Raw genomic sequence first — 16,701 nt, forward strand, 5'->3', positions numbered from 1 at the left:
GGCAATCGTGTCCATATCTCGCCGTACCGCACGTTCCGTGCGAATCCTCGGTGTTGCCTCCGCCTCGGCCGCGCTCGCGCTCGGCGTCGCCGGCAACGCACTTGCTTGCAACATTCGTGACTTCTCGGCCGTCGCCTCCTGCGACGACAACGGGAAGGGCATCATCACCGTGACCGACACGGACTCCTCGGGCAAGGAAGCGGTCGTCTCGATCTTCCTCGAGTCCAACGGCGCCGACGCCAAGAAGATCGGCGAGCAGACGGTGACCGGCACCCGCGAGGGCGCCACCGTCACGTTCTCGGAGGACTGGGCCCCGAAGGCCCAGTACCGCGTGCACATCAAGGCCGGGAACATCGTCGACGAGGACATCTCGCCGGCCGTGACCGCGCCGTCCGAGGCGTGCAAGTCCACCGAGTCGCCGTCGCCTTCGGAGACCCCGAAGCCGTCGGAGACCCCCTCCCAGACGCCTTCGGACACGCCGACCCCGTCGGCCTCCGAGAGCACGTCCACCGCTCCCGCGACGCCGGGCGAGAACGCTCCGTCCCCCGCGGCCGGTGACTCCAACCTCGCCGAGACCGGCGCCAACTCCAACACCCCGATGATCGCCGGCATCGCCGGTGCGCTCGTCGTGGTCGGTGGCGGAGCCGTGTTCTTCGGCATGCGCCGCCGTGGCGCGTCGAAGGCCAACTGACGCCCACCCCCCCCCGTACGAAACGTGTGGCCCGCCCCCTCAGTGAGGGGGCGGGCCATTCGCTTGCCGGTGACCGGCCGCCAGTCGCGCTCCGATGGCTTGCGCCGCCAGACGGCTTGGCCGTCCGATGGCTTGCGGCCGTCCGATGGCCTGTGGCCGCCCGATGGCCTGTGGCCGCCCGATCTCCCGGCACGGTCCGATCGCGTGTGACTATCCGAACGACGCCCGCTCCAGCCAGAAATCCAGCAGCTCCCGCTCCCCCAGGACCTCCAACTTGCCGCCGTCCAGCGGCAGTCGGCGGTAGAAGGCGAGGAGTACGTCCGTGAGCGGGCCGCGCAGTGCGACGGTCGCCTTCTCGTGGCCGCGGCGCCAGGAGACGCCCTGCTCGGTGAGTTCGACGACCCACTCGGCGTTCAGCTCGGGGGTGGTGTCGGTGGCGTGGAGGTGGATGCTGCGTCCGGGTCCGCGCAGTTCGTCCGCCGCGTCGTTCGGCCGCGTCCGCTGCACGTACTCGACGATCTGCAGCCACTCGTCGATCGCGTCGGCCGCCACATCGGGCGCGACCTCGTACGGCAGCCCGGCGGCCAGCGTCGCGTCGGCGCGATGGATCGCCAGTTCGTGCGTCATCCGGCGCGCCCAGAAACCGGAGGTGAGGGTCCCCGCCCACCCCCACACCTGTGCGTCGGGGCCGGCCTCGCGCAGCGTGCCGACGAGCATCTCGCCGGTCTCCACGAGCCAGGCGCCCAGGGCGGCCGGGTCGCTTTCGTCCTGTGGTCCCTCGCCGAGCGGGACCTCCTTCTCGGGGATGCTCTCCTTCGCCCGCGTCCGGACGAGGAGTTCGGCCCAGCGCAGCGCCCCGCCGGTGTGCCGCACGAGCTGCTGGAGGGACCAGTCGGGGCAGGTCGGCACGGTGGCGGACAGATCGGCGGCGTCCGAGGTCACCACATCCCTCAACTGCCCTACCTGGAACTCGATCGCGTCGCAGTAGCGGTCATGTCCGAGAAGCGTCATGATCCACACCTTATGCGGGAGAGGACTCCCCGAGTACAACAATTTCGGCTGCGTCGAACTCCACGCCGACCTCGTCCCCGGGCTCCGGCGCGTCCCGCAGCGCGCACGCCGCTTCGAGCCGGGGCGCGTCCTCGGGCTGCAGCTGTACGGCGACGTGGGTGCCCCGGAAGGTGCGTGCGGCGACGGTGCAGCGCAGCCCGTCCGCCGGGGCCACGAGCCGTACGCCGGCGGGTCGTACGAGGAGGGTGCCCGGCCCCTGGACGGCGTTCTCCGGCACCGGGACCTTCCCCCACGGGGTGTCCGCTGCCTCGCCGCTCACCGTCGCCTCGACCACGTTGTCGAAGCCGAGGAAGCGGGCCACGAACGCGTCGGCGGGGCGCTGCCAGACCTCAAGTGGCGTACCGGACTGAGCGATCCGCCCGTCGCGCATCACCACGACCCGGTCGGCGAGCGCGAAGGCCTCACCCTGGTCGTGCGTGACGGCGAGCACGGTCGTGCCCAACTCGCCGAAGAGCTCGCGTAGTTCGACGACAAGGCGTTCGCGCAGCGAGCGGTCCAGCTGGCCCAGCGGCTCGTCGAGCATCAGCAGGCGCGGACGGGGCGCCAGCGCGCGGGCCAGCGCGACCCGCTGCTGCTCGCCGCCGGAGAGTTCCGCGACCGCCCTCCGCTCGGCGCCCGGCAGTCCGACGAGCTCCAGCAACTCCCTTACATCCAAGGCCTGTTGAGCCTTCGGCGCGCCGTGCATCCGCAACCCGAAGGCGACATTGCCGCCCACGTCGCGCTGCGGGAAGAGCTGATGGTCCTGGAACATCAGTCCGACGCCCCGCTTGTGCGCGGGCACCCCCGACTGGTCGTGTCCGTCCAGTACCACACGGCCCGCGTCGAGCGACTGCAATCCGGCGACCGCCCGCAGCAGCGTCGACTTGCCGCTGCCGCTCGGCCCGAGCACGCAGACGATCTCGTGCTCGGCGACATCGAGGTCGACGGCGTCGAGCACCGGCCGCCCGCCGAAGCGTACGGTCGCGCCCTCCAGGCTCAGCAGCATCTAGAACTCCCCGGTCCGGTCGGTGCGTACCCGCTCCAAGAGCAGCAGCGCCACCGCGCACACCACCATCAGGATCGTCGAAAGGGCCATCGCCTGGCCGTAGTTGAGGTCACCCGCCCGCCCGAGGAGCCGGGCCACGGCGACCGGCAGCGTCGGGTTGTCGGGCCGCGCGATGAAGACGGTCGCCCCGAACTCGCCCAGCGACACGGCGAAGGCGAACCCGGCCGCGATCAGCAACGCCCGCCGCACCATGGGCAGATCGACCTCGCGCCACACCCGCCACGGCGACGCCCCGAGCACGGCCGCCGCCTCCCGCAGCCGGCCGTCCACCGCCCGCAGCACGGGCAGCATCGTCCGTACGACGAAGGGGGCGCCCACCAGCGCCTGCGCGAGCGGCACCAGGATCCAGGACGCCCGCAGGTCCAGCGGGGGCTTGTCGAGCGCGATCAGGAAACCGAAGCCGACGGTCACCGCGGAGACGCCGAGCGGCAGCATCAGCAGCGCGTCGAATCCTCGTACCAGACGGCCCGTATCGCGGCGGGTGAGGGCCGCGGCCGCCAGACCGCCGATGAGGACGGCGATGGCGGTGGCCGCGAACGCGTACTCCAGCGAGTTGCCGATCGCCTCGATCGGCGCGACGAGGAAGATCCCGCCGTCGGCGGAGGTCAGCGCCTTGTAGTAGGCGAATCCGTAGCCGCCGGGGGTGACGAAGGAGCGCTGGACCAGTACGCCGAGCGGGAGCACGAGGAGGATGAGGATGCTCGCCAGCACTCCTGCCAGCAGCGTCCGCTGCCCGGCCCCGCGCGGTCGGCGCGCGGTCGTCTCCGGGGCCACCAGACGCAGGGCTGTCTCCCGGCGGCGTACCGTCCGGGCGTGCACGGCGAGGATCGCGCCCACCGCCACGAACTGGATGATCGTCAGCACCGCCGCCGTCGCCAGGTCGAAGATCTCCGAGGTCTGCCGGTAGATCTCGACCTCAAGGGTCGAGAAGGTCGGGCCGCCGAGGATCTGCACCACACCGAAAGAGGTGAAGGTGAAGAGGAAGACCATCAGCGCGGCCGCGGCCACGGCCGGACTCAGCGCCGGCAGCGTCACCTTGCGCCAGGCCGCGAACCGGGAGGCGCCGAGCATCCGCGCGGCCTCCTCCTGCCGCGGGTCGAGTTGCGACCAGAGGCCGCCGACGGTCCGTACGACGACGGCGTAGTTGAAGAAGACATGCGCCAGCAGGATGGCCCAGACGGTTGTGTCGAGCCGTACGCCCCACAGCTGGTCCAGGAGTCCGCCACGGCCGACGAGAGCCAGAAAGGCCGTACCGACGACGACGGTGGGCAGCACGAAGGGCACGGTCACGAGGGCCCGGAGGATCTGCTTGCCCCTGAAATCGAAGCGCGCGAAGACATACGCGCCGGGGAGCGCGATCAGCAGCGTGAGCGCCGTGGAGGCGAGCGCCTGCCAGGTGGTGAACCACAGCACGTGCCGGATGTCGGACTGCGCGAGCACGTCACCGATCCGCCCGAACCGCCAGGCCCCGTCGACCTTGAGCCCGCGGCCGACGATCGCCGCCACCGGATAGGCGAAGAAGACGGCGAAGAACGCGACGGGCACGGCCATGAGACCGAGCCGCGCCGCGCTCCTGCGCCGGCTCCCGCGCGGCGCTACTTCAGTACGAGCGAGGTCCACGACTTGACCCACTGGTCACGGTGGTCGGCGATCTCGGCGGGGGCCATGGTCTCGGGGTCCTTGGCCTGCGGCCCGTACTTGGTGAACTCGGCGGGCACCGCTGCGCCCTTGACCACCGGGTACACGAACATGTTCAGCGGCATGTCCTCCTGGAACTCCTTGGTGACCAGGAAGTCGAGGAGCGCCTTGCCGCCCTTGGTGTTCTTGGCGTTGCTCAGCAGCCCGGCGTACTCGATCTGCCGGAAGCAGGTGCCGTCCGCGACACCGGTGGGCGCGGTGGCCGGCTTCGGGTCGGCGTAGATGACCTCGGCGGGCGGCGAGGAGGCGTACGAGACGACGAGCGGCCGGTCGGCCTTGGCCTTCTTGCCGCCGGCGGATCCCGAGAACTCCTCGTTGTACGCCTGCTCCCAGCCGTCCACGACCTTCACGCCGTTGGCCTTGAGCTTCTTCCAGTAGTCCTGCCAGCCTCCCCCGCTCCCGGCTTCGCTCGAGCCGGAGGCGCCCCCGTCGCCGTACTTCGCGGCGGTGCCGAGCAGGAAGCCGAGGCCGGGCGAGGACGTGGAGGCGTTCTCCGTGACGAGGAGGTTCTTGTAGGCGGGCTTGGTGAGGTCGTCGAAGGACTGCGGCGGCGTCAGCTTGTGCTTGCTGAAGTAGGCCTTGTCGTAGTTGACGCAGATGTCGCCGGAGTCGATGGGCGTGACGCGGTGCTTGTCCTGGTCGACCTGGTACTCGGGCAGGATCCGGTCGACACCCTTGGCCTCGTACGACTGGAAGAGGCCGTTGTCGAGGGCGCGGGACAGCAGGGTGTTGTCGACGCCGAAGAAGACGTCGCCCTGCGGGTTGTCCTTGGTGAGGATCGCCTTGTTGACGGCCTGCCCTGCGTCGCCGTCCTTGAGGACCTTGACCTTGTAGCCGGACTGCTTCTCGAAGTCCTTGAGGACGCTCTTCGACACGGCCCACGAGTCGTGGCTGACGAGCGTGATGGTCTTGGAGTCCCCGGAGCCGTTGCTCTCGGACGACCCGCACGCGGACAGTACTGGCAGCGCGACCAGGCCCAGGCCGACGCCCACGGCCGCGAACCGCTTATGGGTGATGCTCACTGATTTTCCTCCTGGATGACCAGGAAGAGACGCGGCCCTGCCCGGGACCTCTGACAGTTCCCGGGCAGGGCGCAACAGCTTGAGTGGCGACCGAACTTCCTACCCAGAATGACCTGGGCAAGGTTCAGAGGGTCTGCGGTCTCTCCCGCACTCTCAGCGCTGTGGCGCTCCCCTGTCGGAATATGAAGATGTACGTACGCAGGACAGGTTACCGCTCGGTGGCCGCGAGCTGACCGCACGCCCCGTCGATCTCCTGACCGCGGGTGTCCCGGACGGTCACCGGCACCCCGTGCGCGGCGATCGCCTCGACGAACGCCTTCTCGTCCTCGGGCCGCGACGCGGTCCACTTCGAACCCGGGGTCGGGTTCAACGGGATGAGATTGACGTGCACCGGCTTGCCCTTGAGCAGTCGCCCGAGCCGGTCACCGCGCCACGCCTGGTCGTTGATGTCCCGGATCAGGGCGTACTCGATGGAGAGCCGACGGCCGGACTTGGCGGCGTACTCCCAGCCGGCGTCCAGCACTTCCCGCACCTTCCACCGTGTGTTGACCGGTACGAGGGTGTCGCGCAGTTCGTCGTCCGGCGCGTGCAGCGAGATGGCGAGGCGGCACTTGAAGCCCTCGTCGGAGAACCGGTGGATCGCGGGGACGAGCCCCACGGTGGAGACGGTGATCCCGCGCTGGGACAGCCCCAGCCCGTCGGGCTCGGGGTCGGTGAGCGCCCGGATCGCCCCGACCACGCGCTTGTAGTTGGCGAGCGGCTCGCCCATGCCCATGAAGACGATGTTGCTCAGCCGGGCCGCACCACCGGGGATCTCGCCGTCCCTGAGCGCCCGCATCCCGTCCACGATCTGGTGCACGATCTCACCGGTGGACAGGTTCCGGTCGAGCCCCGCCTGTCCGGTGGCGCAGAAGGGGCAGTTCATCCCGCATCCGGCCTGCGAGCTGATGCACATGGTCACCCGGTCCGGGTAACGCATCAGCACGGACTCGACGAGCGTGCCGTCGAAGAGCCGCCACAGGGTCTTGCGGGTGGTGTCCTGGTCGGTGGACAGATGCCGCACGACCGTCATCAGCTCGGGGAGCAGCGCCTCCTGGAGCTTGCCGCGCGAGGCGGCCGGGATGTCCGTCCACTCCGCGGGGTCGTGCGCGTACCGCGCGAAGTAGTGCTGCGAGAGCTGCTTGGCGCGAAACGGCTTCTCACCGATCGCGGCAACGGCCTCTTTGCGCTCGGCGGGCGTGAGATCGGCAAGATGCCGCGGCGGCTTCTGGGCTCCGCGCGGCGCGACGAAAGTGAGTTCTCCGGGCTTAGGCATGGCTGTACCAGTGTCGCAGATCCACTCGTGTGACCTGGGGCTGCGAGTCGGGACACCTGCCGTTGCTGGTCGCCATCCGTCGCCGCTGATCCCCCTCGGACAACCCAGGGAAGGCCCAGCCGGCGGGGCCTTTCCCCTGCTCACGTGATGGGCGGCAGTGACCGACTGCCTAGACACGTATTCGACAGGCGCCATGATCGCTGGCCATGGGCACGCGGCCGGCGTTGACTGATCTCACACGGCCCAGAGACAGCCCCTCTGGAACCGGCGGCGACGGGTTGGCGCCGGACGCCTACGAGACGGGGCGGCGCGGGGCGGGACTACGGTGTCACTCAGGCTTGCTCCCAGACCAGGACGTTCAGGCCCACGGTGCCGGCGTCCGGGTGCAGGGCAGTCGCGGTGACGAGTGCGGCACGCCCTTCATTCGTGATCAGGCAGAGCCTGCGTCCGGCGGGAACAGCGATGTGGGCCTGAGGCTGCGTCTGCACAAGAAGGATGCACTCCGCAGGGTCCGGGCTCTCTCCCTCCGGGACGACTGCCATGCCGGCGCGCCCCGTGAACTCGGCCTCGTGCCCGTCCTTGATCTGGTTGAGGATGATGTCACCTTCCGTCGGGAGGGGGACATGCGGAGGAACGGAGTCCAGGTCAAAGTCCCCCGAGATCAGCAGTGGCCCCGACCAGCGGACCGAAGGCGAACCGTTGGACGCCGAGGGGCCCGCGCCGGAGGCGACGGACGGAGCGGGTGCTGTGGTCGTCACCGTGGCGGTGGCTGTGACCGTGGCGGAACCGGCAGTCGGCGAGTGGATTCCGGCCGCCGGCAGCCCGATGAAGCCCACAAGAAAGGTGAGAGCACCCGTCCCGGCAGTGATGAGGGCAGCGACCGCCGTCCAGTGCTCGGGCGACTTCCTGGTGCGCGATTCGCCCGGAAGCGGAGGAGGAGATGAGGGTGGAGCAGGAAACGTCATGACCCCCCGATCAGCGTATGAAGCGCAAGTTTTTCACCTGGCCGGGGCACGCATCCCCACCTTGGAACTCTGTAACGTGATTGTGCCCTCACCATCTGTCACGCAGGTTCCCGTTCTTGGCCGCCACGGCGCCCGGCCGGGGATTCCACCGCGCCGCACCCTTGCGGAAGGCAAGTCGCACAGCCGGTGCGCTGAGCACACGAGCTTAGGATCCGAAGCGTGGCAGACATCCCCGACGAATTGATCAAGCTGGAACATTCCACCGAAGAGGAGCGCGCAAAGTGCGCGGGCCTCGCCGGCGAGGAGTACGAGGCACAGTGCCGCCGGTGGCGCGAGGCGTCCGAGGTGGCACAGGCGGCCATCACGAAGTACGCGCGGGCGGCCGGGCAGGACCGCCACGAGGTCGAGCAGGCCGTGAAGAAGGCTGTACGACGGGCAGAGGAGGACCCGGCGGACTAGTACGGGCGGGCACAGGCGCCTCGCGGTTGCGGCGGGGCTCCGTCGCGCCATCACTCCTATGGGGTCTCGTATCGCCCCACGCGCCCCGCTATATTCGAATGCGTGATCGAATGGCGTGCCGCGGAAGAGGTTGCCCTCCCGGTTCCAACTGAAGTGACCAGCACAGACGTGTAACTGGGCTCGCCGAGTGAGAGGCTGGGATTGTGCCTGAGAGTGTGCCTGTGGTCGTGCACCCGCCGCAGCCGGACGGCGGCAGGCGGGTGACGATTCACGGCGAGCCGGTCGGCACGGCTTACCACCTGCTGGACGTGGTGGAGTTCCTTCGCCGTGCAGGCCTGCCCGAAGCGGATACGACGCTTGACGACCCCGAACTGATCGAGTGGCGCGACGGCGGGCCTGAAGTGTGGACGGCGCCTGGGTGATCTGCCGCCCTCAGGCGCTGCGCGGCTTCCCAGCCGTCGCACAAGCCGTCGCACACGTACGACTTCCGCGCCGTCGCACACGTACGACTTCCGCGTCGTCGCACACGTACGACTTCCGCGTCGTCGCACACGTACGACCAGGTCGCGACGCGTGGGGCTCCATCCGTGTTGCAGACGCACTGTCGCTGGCGCACTGGCCGACGCACTGACGCACTGACGCAGACATACGGTGAGGGGCTCGCCGTCCGTGGACAACGAGCCCCTCACCCACATTTACGCAGGTCAGCAGAGCTTTATGAAGATCAGGAAGGTCAGCTGGACCCCACGAAGATCACCAACAGCAGCCACACCACCGGAGCCGTGGGCAGCAGCGAGTCCAGCCGGTCCATGATGCCGCCGTGCCCCGGCAGCAGCGTGCCCATGTCCTTGATGCCCAGGTCCCGCTTGATCATGGACTCGCCGAGGTCGCCGAGCGTGGCGCTGGCCGCGACCGCGAGGCCGAGGAGCAGGCCCTGCCACCAGGTGCCGTCGTTGATCAGGAACTGCATGCACAGCGCACCTGCCGCCATCGCGAAGGTGACCGCTCCGAACAGGCCCTCGCGGGTCTTCCCGGGGCTGATGCGCGGCGCCAGCTTGTGCTTCCCGAAGCGCCAGCCGACCGCGTACGCACCGGTGTCGCTGACGACCGTGAGGAGCAGGAACGTCAGGACGCGGCGCGGGCCGTCCTCGGCGGTGAGCATCATGGCGACGAACGTGGCCAGGAACGGCACGTAGAAGGTCGCGAAGACCCCCGCCGTGACATCCCTGAGGTAGCCCTCGGGCGGTTCCGTCATCCGCCAGACCAGGACGGCGAGCGCGGTGAGCGCCATGGCCACCCACGCACCCTCGGCACCCCGGACGTACCCGGCGACGACCATCGCGGCCCCGCCGAGCGCCAGCGGCACGAGGGGCGCCTTGATGCCCTTGCGCTCCTCGAGCCGTGAGGTGAGCTCCCACAGCCCCACCACCACGGCGACCGCGATCACTCCGACGAACACGGCCTTGACGATGAACAACGACGCGACGATGACCGCACCGAGCCCGACACCCACCCCTATGGCCGCGCCCAAGTCGCGTCCCGCACTCTTCTTCTGAGGTGCGGGGGCGGGCTCGGGGGCGGGGCTGGGCATGGGCTCCTGCGGGCTCTGCTGGTTGTGCGACGGATCCCCATAGGGTGCCGCCACAGGTGTGTCGTCGCGGAACAGGGGGCCACTCAGCCGAGCGGCCCCCCGATCGTCATCCTGGTCACCGCCATGTGCGGGTACGTCGGGCACGATGGGCATGGGGCGAGTCTGCTGCGCGTCATGCGCATCGTATGCGGGACCCGCCGGGCCTGCCCCCTGGACAGGCCCCTGCTCGGACGGCCCCCAGTACCCGGCTTGTGGCGGCGCCCCCCAGGAAGAGTCGTTCATCAGACCTCGAGCAGCTCCGCTTCCTTGTGCTTGAGGATCTCGTCCACCTGGGCCACGTACTTGTGGGTGGTGTCGTCGAGTTCCTTCTCCGCACGGCGGCCCTCGTCCTCACCGACGTCGCCGTCCTTGACGAGCTTGTCGATGGCGTCCTTGGCCTTGCGGCGCACGGAGCGGATGGACACCTTGGAGTCCTCGGCCTTGGTCCGGGCGACCTTGATGTAGTCCTTGCGGCGCTCCTCGGTCAGCTCGGGGAACACCACTCGGATGATGTTGCCGTCGTTGCTCGGGTTGACGCCCAGGTCCGAGTCCCGGATCGCCTGCTCGATGTTGCGCAGCGCGCTCTTGTCGAACGGGGTCACCACGGCCATACGCGGCTCCGGCACGGAGAACGAGGCCAGCTGGTTGATCGGCGTCAGCGCGCCGTAGTAGTCGGCCACGATCTTGTTGAACATCGCCGGGTGCGCACGGCCGGTGCGGATCGCGGCGAAGTCCTCCTTGGCGACCACGACGGCCTTCTCCATCTTCTCCTCGGCCTCGAGGAGGGTCTCTTCGATCACCACTTGCTCCTGCGTGTCTTGAGTAGGCCCGGCAGCTGTTTCCTCGTCGGGTCGGCGGCCGGCTGCGTCGCGTCTTATTCCTGCACGGTTCCGGACCGGCAGGACATTGTCCATCCCCCGGTCAGGGTCCGTCCTCGGCCGGGGCTCCTCCCCGGTCGGGGGCGGTCCCCGTCAGGCCCGGCTGCTCTGGTCGCCCACGAGTGTGCCGATCTTCTCACCCTTGACGGCCCGCGCGATATTGCCCTCCGCCAGGAGCTCGAAGACCAGGATCGGCAGCTTGTTGTCGCGGCAGAGCGTGATGGCGGTCATGTCGGCGACCTTGAGGTCGCGGGTGATGACCTCGCCGTAGCTGAGCGAGTCGAACTTGACGGCCTCGGGGTTGGTCTTCGGGTCGGAGTCGTAGACCCCGTCCACGCCGTTCTTGCCCATCAGCAGCGCCTCGGCGTCGATCTCCAGGGCGCGCTGGGCGGCGGTGGTGTCGGTGGAGAAGTACGGCATGCCCATACCGGCGCCGAAGATGACCACACGGCCCTTCTCCAGGTGGCGCACGGCGCGCAGCGGGATGTACGGCTCGGCGACCTGACCCATCGTGATGGCGGTCTGGACACGACTGTCGATGCCCTCCTTCTCCAGGAAGTCCTGGAGAGCGAGGCAGTTCATGACCGTGCCGAGCATGCCCATGTAGTCGGAGCGCGCCCGGTCCATGCCGCGCTGCTGGAGCTCGGCGCCGCGGAAGAAGTTGCCGCCGCCGATGACGACGGCGATCTGGGCACCGCCGCGCACGACGGCCGCGATCTCGCGGGCGATCTTGTGCACCACGTCGGGGTCGACGCCCAGTCCGCCGCCACCGGCGAACGCCTCACCGGAAAGCTTCAGCAGAAAGCGTCCCGTGCCTTTGCCGTCGTCGGTCTTCTCGCCCTTGTCGGCCTGGGTGGTGGTCATCGAGCTCTCGCCTCTTTTACGTGTCGCACATACGAAGAAGGCCACTGCCGGTGGGTGTTGGCTCCCATACGCGGCAATGGCCTCCTCGTCAGATCTGCTGTCGTCCGACACGCACGCGCGCGTGCCGACGTACGCGGACGACTGCTGTCGACCCTATAGGGGTCGCGCGTCGATCGCGGTACGGACTCAGATGCCGACCTTGATGCGCACGAAGCGCTTCAGGGTGACACCGGCCTCGTCCAGGACCTTCTGGACGGACTTCTTCTGGTCCAGCGCGTAGGGCTGGCCGAGGAGGGTGGCCTCCTTGAAGAAGCCGTTGACCCGACCCTCGACGATCTTCGGGAGGGCGGCCTCGGGCTTGCCCTCGGCGCGGGTGGTCTCCTCGGCGACGCGGCGCTCGGACTCGACGACCTCGGCCGGGACGTCCTCCTTGGAGAGGTACTTCGGCGCGAAGGCGGCGATGTGCTGCGCGACACCCTTGGCGAGGTCGGCGTCGGCCTTGTCCAGCTCGACCAGGACACCGATCTGCGGGGGCAGGTCGGGCATGGTGCGGTGCATGTACGCCGTGACGTAGGCGCCGGAGAACTGAGCGAAGCGGTCCAGGACGATCTTCTCGCCCAGGTTGGCGTTGGCCTCGTCGACGAACGCCTGAACCGTCTTGCCGGGCTCGATCTCGGAGCCGAGGAGCGTCTCGATGTCGGCCGGGGAGGTCTTGACGACGTGCTCGGCGATCTGGTTGGCGACGGCCTGGAACTTCTCACCCTTGGCGACGAAGTCCGTCTCGCACTTCAGCTCGACCAGGACACCGGAGGTGTTGTCGTCGGCGATGATGGAAACCACAGCGCCGTTCTCGGCGGAGCGGCCCTCGCGCTTGGCGACGCCCTTCTGGCCCTTGATGCGCAGCGCCTCGACGGCCTTGTCGACGTTGCCCTCGGCCTCGTCCAGCGCCTTCTTGCAGTCCATCATGCCGGCGCCGGTGAGCTCACGGAGCTTCTTGACGTCAGCGGCGGTGTAGTTCGCCATGATTCCTGGAATCTCTCTCGGAGTCTGAAGATCTACGGGCCGAACGGCGGGGGCTTCGTGAGCCCCCGCCGTTCACAACCCGAAGGGGTGAGGGGTCAGGCCTGCTCGGCGTCCGCGGCCGGGGCCTCGGCAGCGGGAGCCTCAGCAGCAGCAGCTGCCTCGGCGGGAGCCTCGGCCTGCTCGGCGTCGGCGACCTTCTCGGTCTCGGCGGAGGTCTGGACCTCGGCCTCGTCGGCCTTCTTCTCGCCCTCGAGCAGGTCGCGCTCCCACTCGGCGAGCGGCTCGCCCGCGGCCTTCTCACCCTCGGCCTTGCCGGCACCGGAGCGGGCGATGAGGCCCTCGGCGACGGCGTCGGCGATCACGCGGGTGAGCAGGGTGACGGAGCGGATCGCGTCGTCGTTGCCCGGGATCTTGTAGTCGACCTCGTCGGGGTCGCAGTTGGTGTCGAGGATGGCGACGACCGGGATGTTGAGCTTCCGGGCCTCGCCGACCGCGATGTGCTCCTTCTTGGTGTCCACGATCCAGACGGCGCTGGGCACCTTCTGCATCTCGCGGATACCACCGAGGGTCTTCTCCAGCTTGGCCTTCTCGCGCGAGAGCACGAGAAGCTCCTTCTTGGTCAGACCGGAAGCGGCGACGTCCTCGAAGTCGATCTGCTCGAGCTCCTTGAGGCGCTGCAGACGCTTGTAGACGGTGGAGAAGTTGGTGAGCATGCCGCCCAGCCAGCGCTGGTTGACGTAGGGCATGCCGACGCGGGTGGCCTGCTCGGCGATGGCCTCCTGCGCCTGCTTCTTCGTGCCGACGAACATGACCGTGCCGCCGTGGGCGACGGTCTCCTTGACGAACTCGTAGGCGCGGTCGATGTACGACAGCGACTGGAGCAGGTCGATGATGTAGATGCCGTTGCGCTCCGTGAAGATGAAGCGCTTCATCTTCGGGTTCCAACGACGGGTCTGGTGACCGAAGTGGACGCCGCTTTCCAGCAGCTCCCGCATCGTGACGACGGCCATGGCCGTTCTCCTTGGTGTTCTCGGTTGTGCCGCGTGTGCCGGACGGCACCCGCGCCTGACGCCCGCGATGCGCCTTGCCACGAGGGACCGAGGGGCGCTGACACCGGCTTTTGATGACCAGATGTCGGGGCGTGCGAAGTCGACCCGGTGACCCGGATCGCCACCAGAAGTGTACGGGACCCGACAGGCACCGGGTGACGCCGCTGTCCACAACCGGCCGGTACTCCACAGATCCCGGCCATGATCCGCCCGATGCGGGACGGTTCTCGCATGCGAGCGAAGCGATGCGTGCGTACGTGGCTGGGGTTGGTGCTGGGAATGACGGTGACCGTCCTCGGGTCACTGACACCGTCGGCGCTGGCCCGGACGACCGCGGCGGCGGCACCCGGCCCGCCGGGAACCCCTGGAACCCCGGCCCCGGATCCACCGGGCCCCGATCCCTCCGTCCCGACCGTCGCCCGTGCCTGGCCCGTGGGCATGCGTCCCGTGGTCCTACGGGGCTGGGCACCACCGGCGACGCCCTACGCCCGGGGTCACCGGGGCGTGGATCTGGCGGCAGCGCCGGGCACGCCGGTACGGGCGGTGGCACCGGGCCGGGTGTCCTTCTCGGGCCGGGTCGCCGGCCGCGGGGTCGTCTCCGTGGAACTGGCGGGCACGGGCACCCCGCCTCTGCGCACGACGTACGGACCGGTGCGGCCGTCGGTGCGGAAGGGCGACGAGGTGACAACAGGCGAGACCCTGGGCACCGTGGAACCCCCCGACTCCCACTGCCCGACCTCCTGCCTCCACTGGGGCCTGCTGAGAGACCACACCTACCTCAACCCGCTCTCCCTGCTCCCCCCATGGCTACTGCGCAGAGGCCCATCCCGCCTGCTACCGGTACCGAGGAGCCCGTCATAGCTGCGCAGATACATCGATCGCACCCGCACGCACGCCTCCCGCCTCTCCGCGTACGTAACTGTGGGCATGCGTGCCGCCTGGGCCGGCACGGGTAGGCACAGCGACACCCCGTAGACGCCGGGACTGCGCGACCCACAGCCGTCGCAACTGTGGGCATGCGTGCCGCCTGGGCCGGCACGGGTAGGCACAGCGACACCCCGCAGACGCCGGGCTGCGCGACCCACCCCGAGCTCAGCCCTGATGCCGGGCACTCAGAGGGGGAGGCGCAGCCCGACACCGGGTACCCGGGAGGGAAGGCTCAGCCCGACACCAGGCACCCAGGAGAGAAGGCTCAGCCCCGAACGCCCCGCAAGGCCATCGAAACGGCCGCATCAGTAATGGCGTCCGGATCCTCCGCCGCCCCCAGTTCAATCCGCCGCACAGCGGCATCCACCACACCCTGGAGCAGCATCGCGGCAAGCCGCGGCTCCGCGTGCCCCATCTCCCCCAGCGCCTCGGCGATCATCGCGACGAGCCCACCGTGAGCCGCACGGATCTTCTCCCGCGCCCCGGCGTCGAGCTCGCTCGCGGAGATGGCGACCACGGCCCGGTGCCGCCGGTCCCCGACCAGTGCCAGCTGCTGCCGGACGTACGCCTCGACCTTCCCCTCCGCGGTGGAGGCCCGCTCCATCGCCGCCGAGACCTCCGCCGCCCAGAGGGGAAAGTCGACCGCGCACAGCTCCTCCACGACGGCCGCCCGCGACCGGAAGTACTCGTACACGGAGGACCGCGCGAGCCCCGTGCGCTCGGCGAGCGCCGGAAAGGTCAGCGCCTCCGTCCCGCCCTCGGACAGCAGGGACCGCGCCGCGTCCAGCAGGGCGGCTCGCTGCATCGACCGGTGCTCGGCCACGGAGGCCGCTCGAATCCTTGGCACGTCAACCACTCTACGGACGCACCACCCCGGAAGGCAGCCACTCCTCACACCCCACCGGAGACCGATCCGGAGAGGACGGCGGTGGGCCCTGCGGCGCGCCCCGGCCGGGCAGGGACGATTCAGCGCCACGCCACCGTCGAGCTCAGCGACCGAAACTCGCCAGTTTGGCCCGCAGCTGAAGCACCGACTTGGTGTGGATCTGACTCACCCGGCTCTCGGTCACCCCGAGCACATTGCCGATCTCCGCGAGTGTGAGCCCCTCGTAGTAGTAGAGGGTGACCACGGTCTTCTCCCGGTCGGGCAGCGTGTTGATCGCCCGCGCGAGGAACCGCCGCAGCTCCCGGTCCTCCACGACCTCGACCGGATTGTCGGCGGCGGTGTCCTCCAGCGTGTCCATCAGGCTCAGCCGATCGCCGCCCTCGCCGCCGACATGCAGCAACTCCTCCAGAGCCACCACATTGGCCAGCGACAACTGGCTGAACACCGCGTGGAGTTCCTCCACCGCGATGCCCATCTCGGAGGCCACCTCGCACTCCGAGGGAGTCCGCCGCAACCGCGCCTCCAGCGTGGCGTAGGCCCGCTCCACATTGCGCGCCTTCTGCCGCACCGACCGCGGGATCCAGTCCAGTGCGCGCAGTTCGTCGATCATCGCGCCCCGGATCCGCGTGATCGCATACGTCTCGAACTTGATCTCCCGCTCGATGTCGAACTTCTCGATCGCGTCGATCAGCCCGAACACCCCCGAAGAGACGAAATCTGCCTGCTCCACATTGGCCGGCAGTCCCACACTCACCCGCCCGGCGACGTACTTCACCAAGGGCGAGTAGTGCAGGATCAGCTGTTCCCGCAGCCGCTCGTCGCCCGTCGCCTTGTACGACCGCCACAGCTCGTCGAGCGTCGAGGGAGCGGGCGGGCGCACGCTACCGCCGTCGCGGGCGGCTGGCGGGATCGCCGCCCGGTCGGACCCGGAGGTGTGCTGGGGCATTCGTCGCCTTGTGCCGTTCTGCCGTGAACTGGGACTGCCTGGGTGACCTGTCGGTCTGATGTCGAGATTGCCGGTCTGAGTCGGAATCCCCGTGAGCGTAGCGTGACTGGGCTGTCGCAGTGCGCGAAGAGTTGGGGATCACCCGCACGCAGAGTCGCTCCCCCGGGCGCCCCCCGGCGTCACAGCGATCGCGCTGTGTGACGGTCGGGGGACGCCAACTGCGGGAATTCCC

17 protein-coding genes and 1 riboswitch are annotated in these 16,701 nt (G+C 69.2%); of the genes, 4 read left to right on the forward strand and 13 right to left on the reverse strand.

The features are described 5' to 3' along the window. Nucleotides 1-7: 7 nt before the first annotated feature. A complete protein-coding gene (locus tag ACFVXA_RS20710) occupies nt 8-691 on the forward strand; it encodes an LAETG motif-containing sortase-dependent surface protein (protein ID WP_362030453.1) in 684 nt (227 codons plus the stop codon). Between the two features lie 210 nt (nt 692-901). On the opposite strand, the gene ACFVXA_RS20715 is transcribed toward ACFVXA_RS20710, so the two are convergent. The 6 genes from ACFVXA_RS20715 to ACFVXA_RS20740 form a co-directional block, all read right to left on the reverse strand. Beyond that, nucleotides 902-1,702, reverse strand: a complete 801-nt coding sequence (locus tag ACFVXA_RS20715; RefSeq protein WP_362030455.1) for a maleylpyruvate isomerase family mycothiol-dependent enzyme — start codon at nt 1,700-1,702, stop codon at nt 902-904. Between the two features lie 10 nt (nt 1,703-1,712). Then, on the reverse strand, nt 1,713-2,747 hold the full coding sequence (locus tag ACFVXA_RS20720; protein ID WP_389749201.1) for an ABC transporter ATP-binding protein: 1,035 nt from the start codon (nt 2,745-2,747) through the stop codon (nt 1,713-1,715). Then, nucleotides 2,748-4,427, reverse strand: coding sequence for an ABC transporter permease (locus ACFVXA_RS20725; RefSeq protein ID WP_390025948.1), 1,680 nt, complete (start codon nt 4,425-4,427; stop codon nt 2,748-2,750). Continuing rightward, nucleotides 4,403-5,527 carry a thiamine ABC transporter substrate binding subunit gene (locus ACFVXA_RS20730; RefSeq protein ID WP_390025950.1) on the reverse strand — a complete coding sequence of 375 codons (1,125 nt, stop codon included), beginning with the start codon at nt 5,525-5,527 and terminating at the stop codon, nt 4,403-4,405. The genes ACFVXA_RS20725 and ACFVXA_RS20730 overlap by 25 nt, the downstream gene beginning before the upstream one ends. Nucleotides 5,528-5,605: 78 nt before the next feature. Next, nucleotides 5,606-5,711: riboswitch (TPP riboswitch) on the reverse strand. A 24-nt stretch (nt 5,712-5,735) separates the two neighbouring features. After that, nucleotides 5,736-6,842, reverse strand: coding sequence for a 23S rRNA (adenine(2503)-C(2))-methyltransferase RlmN (gene rlmN / locus ACFVXA_RS20735; RefSeq protein WP_383740148.1), 1,107 nt, complete (start codon nt 6,840-6,842; stop codon nt 5,736-5,738). 332 nt (nt 6,843-7,174) lie between these two features. Beyond that, nucleotides 7,175-7,600, reverse strand: a complete 426-nt coding sequence (locus tag ACFVXA_RS20740) for a hypothetical protein (protein ID WP_390025952.1) — start codon at nt 7,598-7,600, stop codon at nt 7,175-7,177. Between the two features lie 426 nt (nt 7,601-8,026). Here ACFVXA_RS20740 and ACFVXA_RS20745 point away from each other — a divergent pair, with 426 nt between their 5' ends. Beyond that, nucleotides 8,027-8,266 carry a hypothetical protein gene (locus tag ACFVXA_RS20745; protein ID WP_362030464.1) on the forward strand — a complete coding sequence of 80 codons (240 nt, stop codon included), beginning with the start codon at nt 8,027-8,029 and terminating at the stop codon, nt 8,264-8,266. A gap of 221 nt (nt 8,267-8,487) precedes the next feature. After that, nucleotides 8,488-8,688, forward strand: a complete 201-nt coding sequence (locus tag ACFVXA_RS20750) for a hypothetical protein (protein WP_362030466.1) — start codon at nt 8,488-8,490, stop codon at nt 8,686-8,688. A 311-nt stretch (nt 8,689-8,999) separates the two neighbouring features. Here the strand turns inward: ACFVXA_RS20750 and ACFVXA_RS20755 are convergent, their stop codons facing one another. From ACFVXA_RS20755 to rpsB, 5 genes are all read right to left on the reverse strand, one after another. After that, entirely contained in the window at nt 9,000-10,139 is a 1,140-nt protein-coding gene (locus tag ACFVXA_RS20755) for a phosphatidate cytidylyltransferase (RefSeq protein ID WP_384020064.1), read from the reverse strand. Then, nucleotides 10,139-10,696 carry a ribosome recycling factor gene (gene frr, locus ACFVXA_RS20760; RefSeq protein WP_362030470.1) on the reverse strand — a complete coding sequence of 186 codons (558 nt, stop codon included), beginning with the start codon at nt 10,694-10,696 and terminating at the stop codon, nt 10,139-10,141. The genes ACFVXA_RS20755 and frr overlap by 1 nt, the downstream gene beginning before the upstream one ends. 171 nt (nt 10,697-10,867) lie before the next feature. Beyond that, a complete protein-coding gene (gene pyrH, locus ACFVXA_RS20765; RefSeq protein WP_362030472.1) occupies nt 10,868-11,638 on the reverse strand; it encodes a UMP kinase in 771 nt (256 codons plus the stop codon). 186 nt (nt 11,639-11,824) lie between these two features. Next, entirely contained in the window at nt 11,825-12,661 is an 837-nt protein-coding gene (tsf, locus tag ACFVXA_RS20770; protein ID WP_390025954.1) for a translation elongation factor Ts, read from the reverse strand. Nucleotides 12,662-12,756: 95 nt separating this feature from the next. Continuing rightward, nucleotides 12,757-13,671 (reverse strand): 30S ribosomal protein S2, encoded by a 915-nt coding sequence (gene rpsB, locus ACFVXA_RS20775; RefSeq protein WP_390025956.1) that lies wholly within the window; start codon nt 13,669-13,671, stop codon nt 12,757-12,759. A 270-nt stretch (nt 13,672-13,941) separates the two neighbouring features. On the opposite strand from rpsB, the gene ACFVXA_RS20780 reads away from it, so the two are divergent. Then, nucleotides 13,942-14,571, forward strand: coding sequence for a murein hydrolase activator EnvC family protein (locus tag ACFVXA_RS20780; RefSeq protein WP_384020058.1), 630 nt, complete (start codon nt 13,942-13,944; stop codon nt 14,569-14,571). Nucleotides 14,572-14,902: 331 nt separating this feature from the next. On the opposite strand, the gene ACFVXA_RS20785 is transcribed toward ACFVXA_RS20780, so the two are convergent. Further along, entirely contained in the window at nt 14,903-15,460 is a 558-nt protein-coding gene (locus ACFVXA_RS20785) for a TetR/AcrR family transcriptional regulator (RefSeq protein ID WP_383740251.1), read from the reverse strand. Between the two features lie 166 nt (nt 15,461-15,626). Then, a complete protein-coding gene (gene whiG, locus ACFVXA_RS20790; protein WP_362030479.1) occupies nt 15,627-16,469 on the reverse strand; it encodes an RNA polymerase sigma factor WhiG in 843 nt (280 codons plus the stop codon). Between the last annotated feature and the right edge of the window lie 232 nt (nt 16,470-16,701).

The sequence above is a fragment of the Streptomyces sp. NPDC058246 genome (genome assembly GCF_042881985.1).
GTDB lineage: Bacteria > Actinomycetota > Actinomycetes > Streptomycetales > Streptomycetaceae > Streptomyces.